The organism is Synechococcus sp. WH 5701 (assembly GCF_000153045.1).
In the GTDB taxonomy this organism is placed as follows: domain Bacteria; phylum Cyanobacteriota; class Cyanobacteriia; order PCC-6307; family Cyanobiaceae; genus Regnicoccus_A; species Regnicoccus_A antarcticus.
Map to the genome: position 1 here is coordinate 1 of NZ_CH724159.1, position 19449 is coordinate 19449.

Genomic DNA, 19449 nt, shown 5'->3' on the forward strand with positions numbered 1-19449 from the left:
GCGCACCTGGACAACTAAAAAGTTTAGGAACTGACGCTTTTGCTGTGTCAGAAGCCAAAGCGAGGTGATGAGCAATGAGCTCCTGCAAGGGAGGCATGGCTTGAGCCGAGCTTAGGAGTCTGACGAGATAGCAGCAAAGGTGTGAGGTCCCGTCAAAAGAAAAAAGCATCAGGATTTTGCCTGAATTTTGAGAAGGTTACTTTCACGGGTAATTTTTTCAATGAATGTTCAGGTGAGAGACGGTGCGACCGGATCTGAGTGATTTGGAAAGTCGTTGCACGAGCAGCTGAAAGACGTTGCGGCGACCGCATGGATGAGTGATCGAGACTCGATTGTCAGGGGAGACTCTGATGAGGAATGAGCGCGAAAGGTTATCTGTGAAGGTTGTTGTGATTGAGGTTGGCATGTTGTGTGATGCACTCTCGAACCCTTCTGGCTAGAAGGAGGCCTTAACTAATGATTGACGCAAGTCAGGTTATTGGGTAACGGCGACATCATTTGCGATGATAGTTGGCATGATTTTAGCGAAAGCCAAGGTTATGTGAATTAGAGTTTATAGGAATGATGACTACAACGGAGAGTTTGATCCTGGCTCAGGATGAACGCTGGCGGCGTGCTTAACACATGCAAGTCGAACGAGCCTTCGGGCTAGTGGCGGACGGGTGAGTAACGCGTGGGAATCTGCCCTCAGGAGGGGGATAACGGCCGGAAACGGCCGCTAATACCCCATATGCCGAGAGGTGAAACGAATTTCGCCTGGGGATGAGCCCGCGTCTGATTAGCTAGTTGGTGAGGTAATGGCTCACCAAGGCATCGATCAGTAGCTGGTCTGAGAGGATGATCAGCCACACTGGGACTGAGACACGGCCCAGACTCCTACGGGAGGCAGCAGTGGGGAATTTTCCGCAATGGGCGCAAGCCTGACGGAGCAACGCCGCGTGAGGGACGAAGGCCTCTGGGCTGTAAACCTCTTTTCTCAAGGAAGAAGACATGACGGTACTTGAGGAATAAGCCACGGCTAATTCCGTGCCAGCAGCCGCGGTAATACGGGAGTGGCAAGCGTTATCCGGAATTATTGGGCGTAAAGCGTCCGCAGGCGGCCTTGAAAGTCTGTTGTTAAAGCGTGGAGCTCAACTCCATTTCAGCAATGGAAACTACAAGGCTAGAGTGTGGTAGGGGCAGAGGGAATTCCCGGTGTAGCGGTGAAATGCGTAGATATCGGGAAGAACACCAGTGGCGAAGGCGCTCTGCTGGGCCATAACTGACGCTCATGGACGAAAGCCAGGGGAGCGAAAGGGATTAGATACCCCTGTAGTCCTGGCCGTAAACGATGAACACTAGGTGTCGGGAGAATTAACCCTTCCGGTGTCGTAGCCAACGCGTTAAGTGTTCCGCCTGGGGAGTACGCACGCAAGTGTGAAACTCAAAGGAATTGACGGGGGCCCGCACAAGCGGTGGAGTATGTGGTTTAATTCGATGCAACGCGAAGAACCTTACCAGGGTTTGACATCCTGCGAATCCCTTGGAAACTTGGGAGTGCCTTCGGGAACGCAGTGACAGGTGGTGCATGGCTGTCGTCAGCTCGTGTCGTGAGATGTTGGGTTAAGTCCCGCAACGAGCGCAACCCACGTCTTTAGTTGCCAGCATTCAGTTGGGCACTCTAGAGAGACCGCCGGTGATAAACCGGAGGAAGGTGTGGATGACGTCAAGTCATCATGCCCCTTACATCCTGGGCTACACACGTACTACAATGCTACGGACAAAGGGCAGCAAACTCGCGAGAGCTAGCAAATCCCATAAACCGTGGCTCAGTTCAGATCGTAGGCTGCAACTCGCCTACGTGAAGGAGGAATCGCTAGTAATCGCAGGTCAGCATACTGCGGTGAATACGTTCCCGGGCCTTGTACACACCGCCCGTCACACCATGGAAGTTGGCCATGCCCGAAGTCGTTACTCCAACCCGCAAGGGAGGAGGACGCCGAAGGTGGGGCTGATGACTGGGGTGAAGTCGTAACAAGGTAGCCGTACCGGAAGGTGCGGCTGGATCACCTCCTAACAGGGAGACAATAACTGATCGTGATGTCTGGCTCATTTATTGCTAGGCCATGATCCTGTCATCTCGATGGTTAATCGGTACCTCAACCGACAGAGACGAAGCCAGATGTGAATCCAGCGATGGAGAGACCTCTGAGCTGTCGTGGATGTCTTTTCAGTTCCTAAACTTTGTCTAGGTCACCCCGCAAGGGTATCCCTGGGCCATTAGCTCAGGTGGTTAGAGCGCACCCCTGATAAGGGTGAGGTCCCTGGTTCAAGTCCAGGATGGCCCATTCGTGTTTGGGGGTTTAGCTCAGTTGGTAGAGCGCCTGCTTTGCAAGCAGGATGTCAGCGGTTCGAGTCCGCTAACCTCCACTGACCAACCCGCCCGGATCGCGAAAGCAGAGGGAGAGAGCTTGTGGTGGTGATTTTAGATGATTGTACTGAGAAAAGGACTCTAGCTTCCTTTCATTTTAAGGTTTGATCAGTATCTTGATGCGAGTCAAGTACTGCCATAGGCCTTGATTGAAAAGACGCTGGACTCCAGCAAGATCAGCTGAAAGGCTGATGGTTGCGGTGTTCAGTAGAACCTTGACAACTGCATAGGTAAGTCTGTAAATAAAGCATCTCATGGATGCTTCATCAGCAGTCGATGATTCTGGTGGCTTTGGCTCCTGGGATCAACGTTTGTTTTTGGAGCGATTCTAGAGTAGGAGCCGAGACTCCACATTGCTCCTGGTTCTTGCCGAAAGAATCGGGTTTGATCTTGTTTTTAGAGTCAATGCGAGATCAATTGAAGAAATTCAGTTGATCAGGCGTTGAGGATGAAAGCAGGAGAATCTGCGTACAACCGCAGTAAGGTGATGTGGAGATAAATTGGTCAAGCTACAAAGGGCTCACGGTGGATACCTTGGCACACAGAGGCGATGAAGGACGTAGTTACTGCGATAGTCTCGGGGAGCTGGAAACACGCTTTGATCCGGGAATTTCCGAATGGGGCAACCCCTAGAACGGCCAGCTGAATCCATAGGCTGGCACGAGCCAACCCAGCGAACTGAAACATCTTAGTAGCTGGAGGAAAGGAAAGTAAAAACGACTCCCTAAGTAGCGGCGAGCGAACGGGGAAGAGCCTAAACCGATGGTTCCGACCATCGGGGTTGTGGGACAGCAACGTGGACCAGTGACGTTAGTGGAAGCGTTTGAAAGGCGCGCCATAGAGGGTGAAAGCCCCGTACGCGAAAACGAATCTGGCCTAGCTGTATCCCGAGTAGTACGGAGCACGTGAAATTCCGTATGAATCTGCGAGGACCACCTCGTAAGGCTAAGTACTCCTGTGTGACCGATAGCGCAACAGTACCGCGAGGGAAAGGTGAAAAGAACCCCGGGAGGGGAGTGAAATAGAACATGAAACCGTGAGCTTACAAGCAATGGGAGCCCGACTGATCGGGTGACCGTGTGCCTGTTGAAGAATGAGCCGGCGACTTATAGGCACTGGCAGGTTAAACCGGGAATGGTGGAGCCATAGCGAAAGCGAGTCTGAATAGGGCGATCGTCAGTGTTTATAGACCCGAACCCGGGTGATCTAACCATGGCCAGGATGAAGCTTGGGTGATACCAAGTGGAGGTCCGAACCGACTGATGTTGAAAAATCAGCGGATGAGCTGTGGTTAGGGGTGAAATGCCAATCGAACCCGGAGCTAGCTGGTTCTCCCCGAAATACGTTGAGGCGTAGCGTCTAGTGCTATAGCAGGGGGGTAAAGCCACCGTTTCGGTGCGGGCTGCGAGAGCGGTACCAAATCGATACGAACTCTGAATACCCTGTGTGAAACTAGGCAGTCAGACTGTGGGGGATAAGCTCCATGGTCGAAAGGGAAACAGCCCAGACCGCCAGCTAAGGTCCCCAAATCAATGCTGAGTGATAAAGGAGGTGGGATTGCCCAGACAACCAGGAGGTTTGCCTAGAAGCAGCCATCCTCAAAGGAGTGCGTAATAGCTCACTGGTCGAGCGATCCTGCGCCGAAAATGAACGGGGCTAAGCATTGTACCGAAGCTGCGGATTTAATTGTTCTTAGGAACATTCAAATGGTAGGGGAGCGTTCCATGTGGGGCGAAGCGTTAGCGTAAGCGGGCGTGGACTGCATGGAAGTGAGAATGTCGGCTTGAGTAGCGAAAACATGGGTGAGAATCCCATGCCCCGAAACCCTAAGGGTTCCTCCGGCAGGCTCGTCCGCGGAGGGTTAGTCAGGACCTAAGGCGAGGCCGAAAGGCGTAGTCGATGGACAACAGGTCAACATTCCTGTACCTGTCATGTTTTGGGAAGGGGGACGGAGAAGGCTAGCCCAGCCAGATGTTGGTTACTGGTTCAAGCGTTCGAGGCGTTGAGGGGTGGTGAAAACACCCTGAGCGGAGGCGTGAGTACGAGCTGCTACGGCAGCGAAGTGGGTGATGTCAAGCTTCCAAGAAAAGCCCTATACCCGTTAAGGCATGACGGCCTGTACCCGAAACCGACACAGGTGGGGTGGTAGAGAATACCGAGGGGCGCGAGATAACTCTCTCTAAGGAACTCGGCAAAATGGCCCCGTAACTTCGGGAGAAGGGGTGCCACCGCAAGGTGGTCGCAGTGAAGAGGCCCAGGCGACTGTTTACCAAAAACACAGGTCTCCGCTAAGTCGCAAGACGATGTATGGGGGCTGACGCCTGCCCAGTGCCGGAAGGTTAAGGAAGCTGGTCAGCGCAAGCGAAGCTAGCGACTGAAGCCCCGGTGAACGGCGGCCGTAACTATAACGGTCCTAAGGTAGCGAAATTCCTTGTCGGGTAAGTTCCGACCCGCACGAAAGGCGTAACGATCTGGGCGCTGTCTCGGAGAGAGGCTCGGCGAAATAGAATTGTCTGTGAAGATGCGGACTACGTGCACCCGGACAGAAAGACCCTATGAAGCTTTACTGTAGCTTGGTATTGTGCCCGGGCTCTGAATGCGCAGGATAGGTGGGAGGCTTTGATCCATGGCTTGCGGGTCATGGTGAGCCAACGGTGAGATACCACTCTTTCAGAGCTAGGGTTCTAACCTTCACCCGTTATCCGGGGAGGGGACAGTATCAGGTGGGCAGTTTGACTGGGGCGGTCGCCTCCTAAAAGGTAACGGAGGCGCGCAAAGGTTTGCTCAGGCTGGTTGGAAATCAGCCGACGAGTGTAAAAGCAGAAGCAAGCTTGACTGTGAGACCAACAAGTCGAACAGGGACGAAAGTCGGCTTTAGTGATCCGACGGTTCTGAGTGGAAGGGCCGTCGCTCAACGGATAAAAGTTACTCTAGGGATAACAGGCTGATCTCCCCCAAGAGTTCACATCGACGGGGAGGTTTGGCACCTCGATGTCGGCTCATCGCAACCTGGGGCTGAAGTCGGTCCCAAGGGTTGGGCTGTTCGCCCATTAAAGCGGTACGCGAGCTGGGTTCAGAACGTCGTGAGACAGTTCGGTCCATATCCGGTGCATGCGTAAGAACATTGAGAGGAGTTCTCCCTAGTACGAGAGGACCGGGAGGAACGCACCTCTGGTGTACCAGTTATCGTGCCAACGGTAAACGCTGGGTAGCCATGTGCGGAGAGGATAACCGCTGAAAGCATCTAAGTGGGAAGCCCACCTCAAGATGAGTGTTCTCATGGCTTAAGCCAGTAAGGTCACGGGAAGAACACCCGTTGATAGGCTCTACGTGGAAGCGCAGCAATGTGTGAAGCGGAGGAGTACTAATAGACCGAGGGCTTGACCAACACTTGGCCCTGCTCAAGACGAGCATGAGTTGCTGAATTTGCAGACCGATGAGGTGAAAGCCAAGTCGATTACCTATGTAGTTCTCAGGGATCACCTGAGAGTGAACAGATTCTTTCCTGGTGTTCATGGCACTGTGGACCCACTCCGATCCATCTCGAACTCGGTTGTGAAACGCAGTAGCGGCGACGATAGTTGGAGGGTAGCTTCCTGCAAAAATAGCTCAATGCCAGGATAAAACAATCTGAACGCTCAATTCTTGACTCTGCAATGCAGAGAAGAGACGAAAAGGCCACCTATTGGTGGCTTTTTTTGTAGCTTTTTGGGCCATGGTGGCCGGTCAGTACGGAAATTCAATTTGCTTCAGAGTCGTGATCTGGGCACGGGATCCTGGGTCGTGTTCGGGATTGCCTGGTCTGCTACTGAAGATCACAGCCAGGCCGCTGTGGTGGGCGGCATCGAGTTCGGCCAGGGAGTCACTCACGAACAGGATCTTGGCGGGGGGCGTGTCAAGGGATTCGGCAATCCTGAGGTAGCTGGCTGGGTCCTGTTTGTGGCCGATGCGTGTATCAAACCAGGCGCTGAACAACTGGCGAAGATCTCCGGCATCGCTGTGACCGTAGAGAAGTTGCTGAGCGGCGACGGACCCTGACGAATACACCGCCAACTGAAGCCCAGCGGCGTGCCATTGCACCAGGGTTGGCGCCACATCGACAAACAGGGGAGCGCACAGCGCACCAGTGGCATAGCCCTCAGTCCAGATCAAACCCTGCAGGTCTTTCAGAGCGGTGAGCTTGCGGTCTTCATCGATCAGGGACTCAAGAAAGCTGCAGAGCTGATGGAGGCTGGGTTGCTTGGTTGGTGACTGTTGAAGGTCCTGCTGATGCTGATCAACGCCTTCGTGCTGGCGAACGGGGTTGTTCATGGCTTCGCCGTTGGCGCTGTTCCAGGCTTTGCTGAGATCACAGAGCAATGGTTTGAGCTCCGGATCCTGGCTGTGCTCAAGCAGGAAAGTCTCAAGACGATCCCTGGCATAGGGGAAGAGCGTGTCGGCCACGAAACTCACGGGGCAAGTGGTTCCTTCGATGTCAAGCAGCACATGGCTGATGCCGGCCAGTGAGCGGTCGGTTCCATCAGCTCCTGCCGCCGTTTGAGATGTGAAGGTTGGATGATTCATGGTCCGGGGCGGTGAGGTAGGAGTCGCTCCCGCCAGCTCTGCTCCAGCAGGAATTCGAGAATTTCCAGATGGCGGCGGGCGCTGAAAAGATCGTTGCCCCAGGCATAGAGCCCATGGCCAGCGATCAGGAGGCCGTGGGGTGCCTCGCCCAGGTGTGGTGAGGCGGCGAGGCTGAGGCGGCGCAGATCCTGATCGTTGGCCAGCACGGGGATGGCGATGGAGGTGTCGTGGCTGCGAATGCCTGCGAGGCCCTTGAGCATCTCCAGCCCTTCGATCAGCACAGCTGCTTCTGCTGCATCGGCTGCTTGAGGGTGTGAAGCGGCTTGCAGAGCGTGCCGGGAGAGCAGGGTGGCGGCCTGGGAGTGGGTATGCAGCACGGCTCCGGCTCCTGTGCGTTTGACGATCTCCAGGTGCAGCAGGGTCTCGGCACTGGCTTCTCCGCTGCCTGCGATCACCTGGGCTTCGCCATTGACCAGGATCAGGTCCTGGGGTTGGATTGAGCCCTTGTCGACCCCGCTGGGGGCCATCAACAGCTCCAAGGGTTCCAGCTGGCTCACGCAGCTGAAATTTCCGCCCGTGCCGTCGCACCAGCCCCTGGCATGGATCGCTGCGATGACACGGCTCAGTGCCCTGGCCTGCTCCTCGGGCGCGGATGTGGGCACGGACCCTTCAACGGCTTGGACTCATCCTCTCGCACCTCCGTACGAGCCCCAAGCACGCTTCAACGCTGGCAGTTGGAGCACCAGTGGCTGCTGCGACCACCCAGCCGCTCACGCTGGATCGGCTGGCCGCAGCGCCGGCACGGTTGACCGCCGCGGCGGTACACCCAGGCCACGCCTCCGTAATTTCCGTTCGTGCCACTGAGATCACGAAAGTCGCTGAAGGTGGTGCCGCCCGAGCCGATGCTGATTTCGAGGACCTCGATGAGCGACCGGCGCAGCCGCTCGAGCTCCAAGAGGCTGAGGCTGCCGCTGCGGCGCTGGGGGGCCACGCCGGCTGTGAACAGGGATTCATCGGCATAGATGTTGCCCACACCAGCCACCAGCGCCTGATCGAGCAGGGCGGCCTTGATCGGTCGCACGGAGCCCTTCAGTTTCTGCTGCAGGTAGGCGCCGCTGAAGGCCTCGCTGAAGGGTTCAGGTCCCAGCTTCTGCAGGCCCGTCATCACGCAGGAACAGTCGAGTCCGCACGGGATGAACCACATCTGCCCGAAGCTGCGTACGTCGATGAAGCGCAGCTCCTGGCCCAGACGGCTCCAACAACGCACCCGGGTATGGGCGCAGGGCTCGCGGGGCTCCTCCAGCCAGAGAAACTGTCCGGTCATGCGCAGATGAACGCCCCAGTGGCCTGCCGACTGGCCGTCGCGGCTGAGCTCAGCCATCAGGTACTTCCCCCGGCGGCTCCAGGTCCCAACCAAGCAGCCGATCAGCCCGGCCCGGAACTGATCAACCTCCTCGGGAGCGGCGATGGCCCTCTGCCTGAGCACCTCGACCCGCTCAATCTCGAACCCCTTGAGCTGGCGCTCCAGCCCGCGCCGGACTGTTTCTACCTCGGGAAGCTCGGGCATCCGCTCAGAATCAATCCAGGCAGCCTGTCAGGCAGATGGGTGGTCGCCACGACGAATAAAATCCGCCCGAAGCTCAGCTTCAAGCGGATCAGTGCTGAAACCTGGGCGGCATGACCCGGAGGGGGCTCAGGCCGACTGCAGTTCGCTTTCGGCGAAGTTGTTGGTGTTGATGCCGCCTTCTGAGCCGCTGAAGCCGCTGTAATTGACCTTCTCGAAGCGCACCACCACGGGGTAGCGGATGCCCGAGGTGTCGACGGACGCCACGGTGCCGACTTCGTTGAACCAGTAGGACTCAGGCCGCTTGATGCGCACCTTGTCGCCGCGGGAGATCGCCATCGCTGCGCTGTTATGGGGTGACTGCCTGACGGAAGATACCTGCTCCAAAGGGGGGGATGAACCGCGGGCGTCACGTTTCGTCGTTCGGCTTATGGTTTGCCGTCACGGGTCTGCGTGGCAGCATCAGCGATTGCGCCGCTGGTCGTCGATGGAGGCACCCGTCCTCAGCCTGGAGCTGCCCGATCCGGAGCGGGACGACATCAGCACCATGGAGTTCCTCTCCCGCCTGGAGGAGGCCTGGGCCGTCTGCGACCGCTTCGATCTGCAAACTGAGATCTGGCGAGGGCGCATCCTGCGGGCGGTGCGTGACCGGGAGAAGCGGGGCGGTGAGGGCCGTGGCACCGGATTCCTGCAATGGCTGAGGGAGCAGGAGATCAGCAAGACCCGGGCTTACGGCCTAATTCAGCTGGCGGAGTCGGCTGATGGCCTGGTGGGCGAGGGGCTGCTCGAGCAGGAGAGCGTGAACAACTTCTCCAAGCGCGCCTTCCTGGATACGGCTCTGGCGGATCCGGAGGTGCAGCAGATGATCAGCGAGGCCGCCAACGACGGTCAGCAGATCACCCGCAAGCAGGTGCGGCGCCTCAGCGATGAATTCACCGCAGCCACCAGCCCGCTGTTGCCTGAAGAGATCCGCCAGCGCACTCAGGAGAACCTGCTGCCCCCCCGGGTGGTGGCGCCCCTGGTGCGCGAGCTGTCCAAACTGCCGGAACCCCAGCAGGACGACCTGCGCCGGGTCCTGCGGGAGGAGCCGGAGCTGGAGCGGGTCAAGGATGTGACCAGCACCGCCCGCTGGCTGAGCAAGGCGGCTGAGGCCGGCATCGCCGTGCGCGCGTTCCAGCAGGGGGACCTCAACCTCGAGAAGGCCCTGCAGGAGGCCCAGCGGCTCGATGCCCTCGGCCTGTTCGCCGATGCCGTCGCTCAGGCCCAGCAGCTGGAGAGCGCCGTGCTCAAGCTGCACACCAGCTGGCGGCGCCTGGGGGGCTTGCAGGAGCGCCTCTGGGTGGAGAGCGGCAGCAGCACCCCCCATCTGCGCGAGCTGCTCACCGCTCTGCAGAGCCTGAGCGGAACCACCTTGCGGGTGTCCCTCGGCGAGCTCTCGGGGGGGATGCGGATCCGCCTGCAACTGGTGGAGGAAAGCCCCGACCAGCTGACGCCTCCTCCCTTGCCCTGAGCGCCATGAGGGATCCGCTCGAATCGGAGCTCCAGCGCCATTTCGGTTGGACCGCCTTCCGCCCAGGGCAGCGGCCGGTGGTGGAGGCGCTGCTCTCCGGTCGGGATTGCCTGGCGGTGATGCCCACCGGGGCCGGCAAGTCGTTGTGTTTTCAATTGCCGGCCCTGGTGCGGGATGGCCTGGTGCTGGTGGTCTCCCCCCTGGTGGCCCTGATGCAGGACCAGGTGAGCCAGCTGCAACGGCGGGGCATCCCGGCGGCCAGCCTGCACCAGGGCCTTGATCTGCCCAGCCGCCGAGCCTTGCTTCGCCGCCTGGAGGAGAACCGTCTGCGGGTGCTCTACCTGGCCCCGGAGCGGCTGCAGGCCGAGGCCACCCGCCAGTTGCTGGAGGAGGTGCTGGAGCAGGGGCGCCTGGTGGCCCTGGCGGTGGATGAGGCCCATTGCATCAGTGCCTGGGGCCACGACTTCCGGCCCGATTACAGGCGGCTGGGTCAGTTGCGCAGTCTCTGTCCCGGGGTGCCACTGGTGGCCCTGAGTGCCACAGCGGCACCCCGGGTGCGGGCCGACATCATCCGCCTGCTGCAGTTGCGCCGTCCCCTGGTGCAGGTGCGCTCGGCCCGCCGCCCCAACCTGAGCTATGCGATGGAGCGGCGTCCCCACGACCCTTTGTCCCTCGTCCTGGAGGCGCTGGAGCAGGCCCGGGGGGCGGTGCTGATCTACGCCCGCACTCGCCGCTCGGTGGAGCACTGGGCCGCCCGCCTCTCTGCCGCCGGCCGTGAGGCGATCGCTTATCACGCGGGCATGGACCCGGAGAGTCGCCGGCTGGCCCTGGAGCATTTCCAGGAGAGTCCCCAGCCAGTGCTGGTGGCCACGGTGGCCTTCGGGATGGGAGTGGACCGCCCGGATGTGGGCCTGGTGCTGCACCTGGACCTGCCCGCCAGCGCCGAGGGGTACCTACAGGAGTCGGGACGGGCCGGCCGTGACGGTCACCCCGCCCGCTGCCTGGTGCTGTTCGATCCGGCCGATCGGCTCTCCCTGGGCTGGGCGATGCGGGCTTCGGCCCGGCAGATGAGCCCGGAACTTCAGGACCAGGAGCGCCCGCGCCGTGACATCGCCCAGCAGCAGCTGCGGCGGATGGAGGCGGTGGCGGAGGGCAGCGGCTGCCGTGAGCAGGCCCTGCTGCAGGCGGTGGGGGAACTGGTGCCGCCCTGTGGCCGCTGCGATGTCTGCCGGCGGCCCCGCTCGATCAGCGACTGGTCGCTCGATGCGGCGCGGGTGCTGGAGGCCCTGGCCCAGAAGGACGGCGTGGACCTGCGCCGCCTGGCCGAGACCCTGGAGCAGGCCCATGCCGGCGATGAGCAGCGCTGGGGCTGGCTGACCCGCCGTCTGGTGCAGGAGGAGCTGATCAGCGAAAGCGATGATGGCAGCCAGCGCCTCTGGCTGCGCAGCGCTGGCCGCCACTACCTCAGCCAGCCCTGGCCCCTGCGCTGGGCTGCCTGACTCGGCCGCTGGGATCTCTGTCTTCAGCCTGCGGTCTGCTTGCAGACGTCCTTGATCAGCTGCTCCTCGAAGTCGGTTGTGGGATCTTCCCAGCTGGTCCAGGCGCCTGCTTCGCCGGTGGCATTGATCTTGCGGGCGGCGCAGTTGATCGCCACGAACACCGGCTGGCCGCCACTGTTGAGGGCCGGAGCCACCTGGCTGCCACCCATCGGCCGCCAGTTGGAGAAATCCACCTGCAGCGGGCCATAGGTGCGCCAGTCCGGGGGGGCGGTGTTGCTGGGGTCGGGCTTGGGCTTGGGCTTGGGCTTTGGCTGGGGCTGGGCGGCGGCCACGGTGGGTTTCGGTGCGGCCGCCGCTGGTTTGGCTTCGGGTTCAGGCGTGGCCTGGGCCGCAGGCGTGGCGACGGCTGGAGCGGGCTGTTCGGCTTGTTCGGGAGGATTCGGTGCTGGTTTTGGCTCGGGTTTGGCCGCGGGCTTCGGAGCCGCCGCCTGGGGGGCAGGGGCTGGTTTGGCTGCTGCTGGCTTGGAGGCTGCTGGCTTGGAGGCTGCTGGTTTAGCGGCTGCTGGTTTGGCCGGTGCTGGTTTTGTGGCTGGAGTTCCGCTGCCTGCACCCAGACTGAGCTTGGTGCCCACCTGAAGGTTGTCGGGGCTCTCCAGCTTGTTCATGCTCACCAGCCGGGCCATCGGCACGTCGTAGCGCTCGGCGATCTCCGAGAGGGTTTCACCGGATTTGACCACGTGCACCCTTCCGGTCTTCGCTCCGGCCGCAGCGGGGGCCGCTGGCTTGGCAGGCTTGGCTGGACTGGCCGCGCTCTTCGCCGTGGGCACCTTCAGGCGTTGCCCCACCTGCACGAGGTCAGCGTCCTTGAGGCCATTGAGCTCCATCAGCTTCTGAACCGAAAGCCCATAGCGCTCGGCGATCTCTGAGAGCGTTTCGCCGGCGCTCACGGTGTGGCTGGCCTGCGCGGGACTGCCCTCGGGCAGCTTCAGGCGGGTGCCGGCCTCCACCAGGTTGGGGTCCTTGATGCCGTTGAGCTGAAGCAGCCGCTTCACCGACACCCCATAGCGCTCGGCGATCTCCGAAAGAGTTTCACCCGACTTCACCACGTGTTGAGGCCCCGCCAGTGCAGGCAAGGGCAGAACCAGGGCCACGACAAGGGCGGCCAGGGCACGGCGCAAGGGCTGCGGGCTGCGCATGGATGGCGTTCGGTTGGATGAACCTTACGGAGAACCCTCCGGAACGCCAGTCCCCGCTCAGGGCTCCAAGCCCGGGCCGCCTCCGGCTCGGAACTCAGCCCAGCAGCCGTTTCATCAGGGCGAGCCGATCGCCATAGGGCGGATAGCGGAAGGGAAGATCAAAGCGGAAGGGTCGGCGCAGCACGCTGCGCAGGTGCGAGAAGGTGTCGAAGCCGGCCTGGCCGTGGTAGCGGCCCATGCCGCTCTCACCGACCCCGCCGAAGGACAACTCCGGCACCACCGCCTGCATCACGACGTCGTTGAGGCAGACGCCGCCGGAACTGGTGCTGGTCAGCACCTGGTCCTGGGCCGCCTGGCTGCGGCTGAACAGGTAGAGGGCCAGCGGCTTGGGCCCCTGGCGGATGAGGTCGATGGCCTGGGGCAGCCCTGACACACCGACCACCGGCAGCAAGGGTCCGAACAGCTCGCCGGCCAACAGTGGATCATCGTCGCAGCCGCGGCTGAGGAGTTCGAAGGCGGAATCGCAGGCGATCAGGGTGGGTGCGATCCGGCGGGTCTGGGGATCCACCTGGCCGCCGCTGAGCACCCGGCCGCCGCGGCGAGCGCCCTCCAGCAAGGCCAGCAGGCGCTCGAACTGGGCCTGGTTGACGATGCGGGCCAGGTCGGGGGAGGCGAGGGGATCGTCGCCGTAGGCCCGCTGGAACTCGCCCCGCAGCCGCTCGATCAGGGCCGGCCGCACCGAGTCCTCCACCAGCAGGTGGTCAGGGGCGATGCAGGTCTGGCCGGCGTTGAGACCCTTGCCCCAAGCCAGCCGCCTTGCGGACACATCGAGATCGGCATCGGCCAGCACGATCGCCGGGCTGCGGCCTCCCAGCTCCAGGGTGACCGGCGTGAGAGTTCTGGCCGCGGCGGCCATCACCAGCCGCCCCACCCGGCCGCCGCCGGTGAAGAAGATGTGATCGAAGCGGAGCTCGAGCAGCTCGCCGGCCACGTCGGCGCCGCCCTCGAGCACCGCCGCCACCTTGGGATCGAGGTGGCGGCCCACCAGCCGGGCGATCAGGGCGGAGGTGTGGGGCGCCTGCTCCGAAGGCTTGAGCACGGCGGTGTTGCCCGCCGCCAGGGCGCTCACCAGGGGCTGGAGCGTGAGCGAGAAGGGATAGTTCCAGGGCCCGATGATCAGCACGCAGCCGAGGGGTTCAGCCACCAGCTCGGCCCGGCCGGGGAGCTGGGAGAGGGGAACGGATACGGGCCGCGGCGCCATCCAGCGCTTCAGCTTCTTCTGGGCCAGGCGCAGTTCCTGCCGCACGGCCACCACTTCGAAGTAGGCCTCCACCGGCGGCTTGCCGAGATCGGCGCTCAGTGCCTCCAGGATGGCCGGCTCGTTCTCGCTCAGCAGCCCATCGAGGCGCTGCAGCTGGGCCTGACGCCAGGCGATCGGCCTGGTGAGGCCTGAATTCACCAGCTCCCGCAGGGCGGCCGTCGAGAGCCGACCTGCGGGGTCAACGGCCCCGCCTGCGCCAGCAGCGGCGGAGGGGGAGAGGGAGGTCGGGCTCATCGACGGGTTGGCGAGAGTGGAAAAGCAGAGCCAGGCTCATGCTGGCAGCCGAACCAAGTCTGGCCAAAGACTGAGGCCGGCCGGGAGAATTGGCCTGGCTGGACATCAGCGGATTCGGATGAATCTGAGCCGGAATTGAAAAGAAACCTCAGCCCTATCCAGGCCCTTGAGCCAGCCAGAATCAGCTGGACAAAAGGCTGCAGAACGGTGAGTTGGAAAGCCCTTGACGAGACTTGAACTCGTGACCTCTCCCTTACCAAGGGAGTGCTCTACCGCTGAGCTACAAGGGCATGTGGAAAGGTGGGCCGGGTTGGATTTGAACCAACGTAGGCAGAGCCAGCGGATTTACAGTCCGCCCCCATTAACCACTCGGGCACCGACCCGAACCACACCTCGACAACTTACCAGCCGACCTCCCTCATGCAGCTGCTCGCCCTCAATGGTCCGAACCTGAATCTGCTGGGCAGTCGCGAGCCCGGGCTCTACGGCACGTTGAGCCTTGAGGCCATCCGCTCTGACCTCACCGAGCGGGCTGCAGCGTTGGGGGCCGATCTGGCCTGGTTCCAGAGCAACCATGAGGGCGCCCTGGTGGACCGCATCCAGGAGGCCCGCGGCCAGAGCACCGGCATCCTGATCAATGCCGCCGCCTACACCCACACCTCCATTGCCCTGCGCGACGCGCTGCTGGCCGTGGCCATCCCCTACGTGGAACTGCACCTGAGCAACACCCATGCCCGCGAACCCTTCCGCCATCACTCCGTCCTCGCCGACAGGGCCGTGGGTGTGATCTGCGGCTTCGGGCCCACCAGCTACCGGCTGGCCCTCGAGGGTCTGGTTGACCACCTGCGTCAGCAGCCATGAAGACTCCAGCGGCCACCGTGGCCAGGGTGCGCTGGCTGGCGGCGCCCACCGGTTCCGAGTGGCTGGAGCAGGCCCTGGCCCATCCTCTCGAGCTGCTGATCGATCACGCCCACTGCGAGCGCAAAGCGGCTGGGGCGGCACTGCAGCTGATGTTCCGCTATCCCTCCGATGAGTCCCTGGCGGCCGCCCTCAGCCCCCTGGCGCGGGAGGAACTGGAGCATTTCGAGCAGGTGCTGGCCTTGCTGGGGCGCCGGGGCCAGGCCCTGCGTCCGCTGGCGGCTCCCCCCTACGGCGCCGCCCTCGCCAAGCTGGTGCGTCGCCAGGAACCCGAGCGCATGCTCGACAGTTTTCTGGTGGCCGGCCTGATCGAGGCCCGCAGTCACGAACGCATGGCTCTGCTGGCGGCCCACAGCCCTGATCCGGAGCTGAGGGAGCTCTATGGGGAGCTGCTGGCCAGTGAGGCCCGTCACTTCGGCCTCTACTGGGTGCTGTGTGAGCGCCGCTGGCCGCGTCCTGCGCTGGTGGAGCGTCTGGAGCAGCTGGCCTGCCATGAAGCCGAGCTGCTGGCCCGGCTTCACCCCCAGCCTCGGATGCACAGCTAAGGGTCGAGCAGGGGGTAGCGGGAGGCGATGTCATCGCCGGTGAACCGGGCCACCCAGCCCTCAGGGTTGTCGAAGAAGCGCAGGGCTGTGAACCGTGGTGTCGCGCCCATGTCGAACCAGTGGCGGGTGCCGGCGGGAACGCCGATCAGGTCGCCTCTGGTGCAGAGCACCTGCAGCACCTCCTCGCCGATGTGGAGGCAGAACAGGCCCTGCCCCTCCACGAAGAAGCGCACTTCGTCTTCGGCGTGGGTGTGCTCGGCCAGGAACTTCAGGCGCAGGGCCTGGCGATCCGGGTGGTCAGGGCCCAGCCGGATCGCGTCGACGGTGGGGTAATGGCCCTGGCTCTGGATGCGGGCGATCTCGCCGGCGTAGGCGCTGAGGATGGCCTCTTGGTCGGCGTCTTCCGCCAGCTCGCTGTGGGCCGGCCAGCGCTCGAAGCGCAGGCCACGGGCGGCCAGCTCGGCGGCGATCACCGCGCCGTCGTCGCTGCTGAGCAGGGGCTCGGACTGGGCGAGCGGGCCCGGCGCGGGCGAATGAACGGAGTGGATCTGCAGGCGGCTCACGGCGGCGCAGCGGCGAAGGGATCGCGCCTGAGCCTAGAAAGCGTGCTGGCAGGCGCCGCCGGGAGCACCTCTGTGATTGATCGCTTGGATACAGCCTCGGTGTTGGCCTCAGCCTCCGCTTCGGGCTCCGGACCGGGCCTGGTGCTGGTGGGGGTCGGCCCCGGCGATCCGGAGCTCTGCACCGTGGCCGCGGTCCGGGCGATCCAGGCGGCGGAGGTGGTGGCCTATCCGGTCGCGCGCCTGGAGGCGGAGGGGATGGCCGCCAGGATCGCCTCTCCCTGGCTGAGGCCGCAGCAGCGGCGCCTGCCGCTGGTGTTCCCGATGGTGGCGGAGGCGGCTCCGCGCCGCCTGGCCTGGCGCCAGGCCGCCGAGGCCCTCGCGCTGGAGGTGGCCGCCGGCCGGCGGGTGGTTCTGCTCTGTGAGGGGGATGTCTCCCTGTTCGCCAGTGCCTCCTACGTGCTGCTGGCTTTGCTGGAGCACCACCCGGACTGTCCGCTGCGCCTGATCCCGGGGATCACGGCGGCTTCGGCGGCGGCGGCGGCCGGTGCCTGGCCCCTCGCCCTGCAGCGCCAGACCCTGCAGGTGCTGCCCACGCCGGATGATCCCGCCGAGCTGGAGGCGCTACTGGAGGCAGCCATGGCCTGTCCTGAAGGCCAGAGGCCAGTGCTGGCCCTGCTCAAGCTGGGTGCCCGCTGGAGCTGGGTGCGGCCCCTGCTGGAGCACCTGGGACTGCTGGAGGACGCCCTCTTCGCCCGGCATGTGGGCTGGCCCGAGCAGTTGGTGGCACCGGCCGCTGCGGTGCCGTCCGAAGGGGAGGGTGCCTCCGCCTACTTCTCCCTGCTGCTGATCCGCTGCGGCTGGCCCCAGGTGCTTCCCGAGATACCGCCGGGGCTGGGCTGATCAGGCCTGAGATGCTTGCCTGAGTGAACCGCCTGGAGGTCCATGAATCCAATCGACTGGTTCGCCCTGCTCCACCCCGTGCTGGTGATCCTGTTCGTGTATCCGGTGGTGGGGGCGACCATTCGCCTGGGAATCCTGGCCAGGGAGCGACGGCTGAAGATCCACCCCCAGCCGCCCACGGTGGGGGTGGAGCATGCCGATCACGGCCGCTGGGTGACCGGAGGGATGGTGGTGGCGGTGCTGGTGGCGCTGATCTACTCCTTCACCAGCAAGTTCATCAGCCCTGAGCCACCGTTCGCCGGTGGCGTCCAGCGCCTGGCTCTGCTGCTGCTGGTGAGCGCGGGCACCTTCGCCAGCCTGCTGGCCCTCTGGCGGGTGAAGTCCACGACTCTGCGGGCCTCGTTTGCGCTGCTCACCTGGGCAGGTCTGCTGGGGCTGGGCAGCCAGCCAGAGATCTGGCGACTGAGCGACAACCCCTTCGAGGGGTCGTTCTGGGCCTCCCATTACTGGAGCGGGGTCCTGCTCACCGGCTTGATGCTGTTCTCGATGTCGGCCAAACCGGAGATCTTCCGCTCCCTGAAGATGCGCCGCCTGCATGTGAGCGTGAACATCCTGGTGGCGGTGCTGCTGGCTGTTCAGGCGATCACCGGCAGCCGCGACCTGCTCGAGATTCCGGTGAGCTGGCAGAAGCCGGCGATCTACTCCTGCGACTTCGAGAAGCGCATCTGTCCGGCCCCAGCCAGCAGCTCCAGCGCCGCCGATGGGCTGGGGGCCCGCATCAGCTGATGGCGCAGCCGGGCGGCGCCGGCAAAACCCTGACAGGTCCAGCCCAGGTGCTTCCGGGCGATCAGCAGCCCCTGCTCCCCCCGGGCCGCCACCAGGGCCTCGAGGTGCTCCCGCGCCAGGGCCAGCCGTTCCGCAGGACCGGGCAGAGGCGGCAGCGCTCTTCCGCTCAGGGCAGCGTCGATGCGGCCCACCAGCCAGGGGGCTCCGAGTGTGCCCCGGCCCACCATCACCCCATCGGCGCCGGTGCGCTCCAGGCAGGCGAGGGCCTGCTCGGGGCCGGTGATGTCGCCGTTGGCGATCAGGGGAATGAAGAGGGCCTGCTTCACCCGGGCGATGGCGTCCCAGTCGGCGGAGCCGGAAAAGCCCTGCTCGCGGGTGCGGCCATGCAGGGTGAGGGCCTGGGCTCCGGCCTCCTGCAGGGCCAGGGCGAATCCCACCGGATCGGAGGAGTCGCCGCACCAGCCCAGACGGGTCTTGACGGTGACTGGAACCGTGACAGCCGCGCTGACGGCCTCGACGATGCGGCAGGCCAGGGCGGGGTCGCGCAGAAGGCCGCTGCCGCCCCCCTTGCGGGCAATCTTGCGAACCGGGCAGCCCATGTTGATGTCGACCAGGAAGGCACCCGCCCCCTCGGCCCGCCGGGCCGCCTCCGCCATCGCGCCGGGCCGGTGGTCGAAAAGCTGAACGGCGATCGGCCCGGTTTCGGCTTCCAGTCCCGCCATCTTGTCGCTGCCGTGGCCCAGCTCCAGGCTGGTGGCGTTGACCATCTCCGTGAAGAGCAGGGCATCAGGGGCCCAGCGGCGCACGAAGCCACGAAAAATCCGATCGCTCACGCCGGCCAGGGGCGACTGCAGCACCCGGCAGCGCAGGCTCCGCGGGGTGCCGCGACCCGGCAGGCTCAGGGGTGCATCGTGGAGGGAGCTGGGAGCCATGGCCATGTCAGCGTCGTCAGCGTCGCAGCCGGAGGGCGCAGCGGATCCCCAGCCGCTCAGCCGAGCCCTGTTGATGATGATCCTGGACGACCGCCTCAGCGACCGCTTCGTCTGTGAGCTGATCTGGCGGCGGCTGGGCTATGAGCTCCAGGGGGAGCTGATCTGGCGGGCGGGGCCCACCACGCCGGCGGCCTGGGCCGAAGCCTTCCCCCAGGCGCCGGAGCTGATTGCCGAGCGCCCGGCCAGCGTGCGCCTGACCCGCTCGATCCCTGCGGAGCACAAGCAGTTGCTCAAAGCTCAGCTCGGCTTTGCCGGCTACCGGATCAGCGAACTCGTGCCGCGCCGCACGCGCCGGGCCACGGCCGTGAGCTGGCTGCTGGCTGATCAGGCCGCACGTGGGGAAGTGCTGCCCGAGCAGGGGCCGCTGCCGGAGCCGCTGGTCCCACCCGAGTCGCCGCTTCAGGGGCACCCCGGCGATCCAGCGGTGCACTGAAGAGGGACGGACCGG

Annotated in this window: 15 protein-coding genes, 4 tRNA genes and 3 rRNA genes; 12 read left to right on the plus strand and 10 right to left on the minus strand. The window is 63.5% G+C overall.

Annotated elements, in window-relative coordinates; all coding sequences use genetic code 11:
• The first annotated feature begins 570 nt into the window (after positions 1–570).
• The 5 genes from WH5701_RS00780 (at position 571) to rrf (ending at position 6031) form a co-directional block, all read left to right on the plus strand.
• Positions 571–2056 (plus strand): 16S ribosomal RNA (locus WH5701_RS00780).
• A gap of 197 nt (positions 2057–2253) precedes the next feature.
• Positions 2254–2327: transfer RNA gene (locus WH5701_RS00785), tRNA-Ile, on the plus strand.
• Positions 2328–2336: 9 nt separating this feature from the next.
• Positions 2337–2409 (plus strand) — tRNA-Ala (locus tag WH5701_RS00790).
• Between the two features lie 503 nt (positions 2410–2912).
• Positions 2913–5798: ribosomal RNA gene (locus tag WH5701_RS00795) — 23S ribosomal RNA — on the plus strand.
• Positions 5799–5914: 116 nt separating this feature from the next.
• Positions 5915–6031: ribosomal RNA gene (gene rrf / locus WH5701_RS00800) — 5S ribosomal RNA — on the plus strand.
• The 16S, 23S and 5S rRNA genes sit together here with 2 tRNA genes alongside, the layout of an rRNA operon.
• Before the next feature lie 105 nt (positions 6032–6136).
• Here the strand turns inward: rrf and mtnC are convergent.
• From mtnC to WH5701_RS00820, 4 genes are all read right to left on the minus strand, one after another.
• Complete coding sequence (gene mtnC, locus WH5701_RS00805; RefSeq protein WP_006169944.1) at positions 6137–6973, minus strand: acireductone synthase; 837 nt, start codon at positions 6971–6973, stop codon at positions 6137–6139.
• Positions 6970–7635 (minus strand): methylthioribulose 1-phosphate dehydratase, encoded by a 666-nt coding sequence (mtnB, locus tag WH5701_RS00810; protein WP_037979319.1) that lies wholly within the window; start codon positions 7633–7635, stop codon positions 6970–6972. Before mtnB ends, mtnC begins: the two co-directional genes overlap by 4 nt.
• A 59-nt stretch (positions 7636–7694) precedes the next feature.
• A complete protein-coding gene (locus WH5701_RS00815; protein ID WP_006169946.1) occupies positions 7695–8540 on the minus strand; it encodes a DNA-formamidopyrimidine glycosylase in 846 nt (281 codons plus the stop codon).
• A gap of 126 nt (positions 8541–8666) precedes the next feature.
• The gene (locus tag WH5701_RS00820; protein WP_006169947.1) at positions 8667–8876 is read right to left on the minus strand and encodes a photosystem I reaction center subunit IV; all 210 of its coding nucleotides are present in this window, start codon (positions 8874–8876) and stop codon (positions 8667–8669) included.
• 148 nt (positions 8877–9024) lie between these two features.
• Here WH5701_RS00820 and WH5701_RS00825 point away from each other — a divergent pair, with 148 nt between their 5' ends.
• Both WH5701_RS00825 and WH5701_RS00830 read left to right on the plus strand, forming a co-directional pair.
• On the plus strand, positions 9025–10047 hold the full coding sequence (locus WH5701_RS00825; protein WP_006169948.1) for a hypothetical protein: 1023 nt from the start codon (positions 9025–9027) through the stop codon (positions 10045–10047).
• A gap of 5 nt (positions 10048–10052) precedes the next feature.
• The gene (locus WH5701_RS00830) at positions 10053–11546 is read left to right on the plus strand and encodes an ATP-dependent DNA helicase RecQ (RefSeq protein ID WP_006169949.1); all 1494 of its coding nucleotides are present in this window, start codon (positions 10053–10055) and stop codon (positions 11544–11546) included.
• A 23-nt stretch (positions 11547–11569) separates the two neighbouring features.
• Here the strand turns inward: WH5701_RS00830 and WH5701_RS00835 are convergent, their stop codons facing one another.
• From WH5701_RS00835 to WH5701_RS00850, 4 genes are all read right to left on the minus strand, one after another.
• Positions 11570–12742 (minus strand): LysM peptidoglycan-binding domain-containing protein, encoded by a 1173-nt coding sequence (locus tag WH5701_RS00835; protein WP_006169950.1) that lies wholly within the window; start codon positions 12740–12742, stop codon positions 11570–11572.
• Between the two features lie 94 nt (positions 12743–12836).
• Positions 12837–14297, minus strand: coding sequence for an aldehyde dehydrogenase family protein (locus WH5701_RS00840; protein WP_006169951.1), 1461 nt, complete (start codon positions 14295–14297; stop codon positions 12837–12839).
• 218 nt (positions 14298–14515) lie between these two features.
• Positions 14516–14587: transfer RNA gene (locus WH5701_RS00845), tRNA-Thr, on the minus strand.
• 11 nt (positions 14588–14598) lie between these two features.
• Positions 14599–14680: transfer RNA gene (locus WH5701_RS00850), tRNA-Tyr, on the minus strand.
• Between the two features lie 37 nt (positions 14681–14717).
• On the opposite strand from WH5701_RS00850, the gene aroQ reads away from it, so the two are divergent.
• Together aroQ and WH5701_RS00860 are read left to right on the plus strand one after the other, a co-directional pair.
• Positions 14718–15158, plus strand: a complete 441-nt coding sequence (aroQ, locus tag WH5701_RS00855; RefSeq protein ID WP_006169952.1) for a type II 3-dehydroquinate dehydratase — start codon at positions 14718–14720, stop codon at positions 15156–15158.
• Complete coding sequence (locus WH5701_RS00860) at positions 15155–15760, plus strand: tRNA-(ms[2]io[6]A)-hydroxylase (RefSeq protein WP_006169953.1); 606 nt, start codon at positions 15155–15157, stop codon at positions 15758–15760. The genes aroQ and WH5701_RS00860 overlap by 4 nt, the downstream gene beginning before the upstream one ends.
• Here WH5701_RS00860 and WH5701_RS00865 read toward each other — a convergent pair.
• The gene (locus WH5701_RS00865; protein WP_006169954.1) at positions 15757–16323 is read right to left on the minus strand and encodes an acireductone dioxygenase; all 567 of its coding nucleotides are present in this window, start codon (positions 16321–16323) and stop codon (positions 15757–15759) included. The two genes, WH5701_RS00860 and WH5701_RS00865, sit on opposite strands and share 4 nt — an antisense overlap.
• On the opposite strand from WH5701_RS00865, the gene WH5701_RS00870 reads away from it, so the two are divergent.
• Both WH5701_RS00870 and WH5701_RS00875 read left to right on the plus strand, forming a co-directional pair.
• Entirely contained in the window at positions 16303–17223 is a 921-nt protein-coding gene (locus tag WH5701_RS00870; protein WP_006169955.1) for a precorrin-2 C(20)-methyltransferase, read from the plus strand. The two genes, WH5701_RS00865 and WH5701_RS00870, sit on opposite strands and share 21 nt — an antisense overlap.
• 42 nt (positions 17224–17265) lie before the next feature.
• Positions 17266–18009, plus strand: a complete 744-nt coding sequence (locus tag WH5701_RS00875) for a DUF4079 domain-containing protein (protein ID WP_006169956.1) — start codon at positions 17266–17268, stop codon at positions 18007–18009.
• On the opposite strand, the gene dusB is transcribed toward WH5701_RS00875, so the two are convergent.
• Positions 17922–18941: a tRNA dihydrouridine synthase DusB gene (gene dusB, locus WH5701_RS16455; RefSeq protein WP_006169958.1), complete on the minus strand. Its 1020-nt coding sequence runs from the start codon at positions 18939–18941 to the stop codon at positions 17922–17924. The two genes, WH5701_RS00875 and dusB, sit on opposite strands and share 88 nt — an antisense overlap.
• 4 nt (positions 18942–18945) lie before the next feature.
• On the opposite strand from dusB, the gene WH5701_RS00885 reads away from it, so the two are divergent.
• A complete protein-coding gene (locus WH5701_RS00885; RefSeq protein ID WP_037979924.1) occupies positions 18946–19434 on the plus strand; it encodes a DUF1823 family protein in 489 nt (162 codons plus the stop codon).
• Positions 19435–19449: the final 15 nt, after the last annotated feature.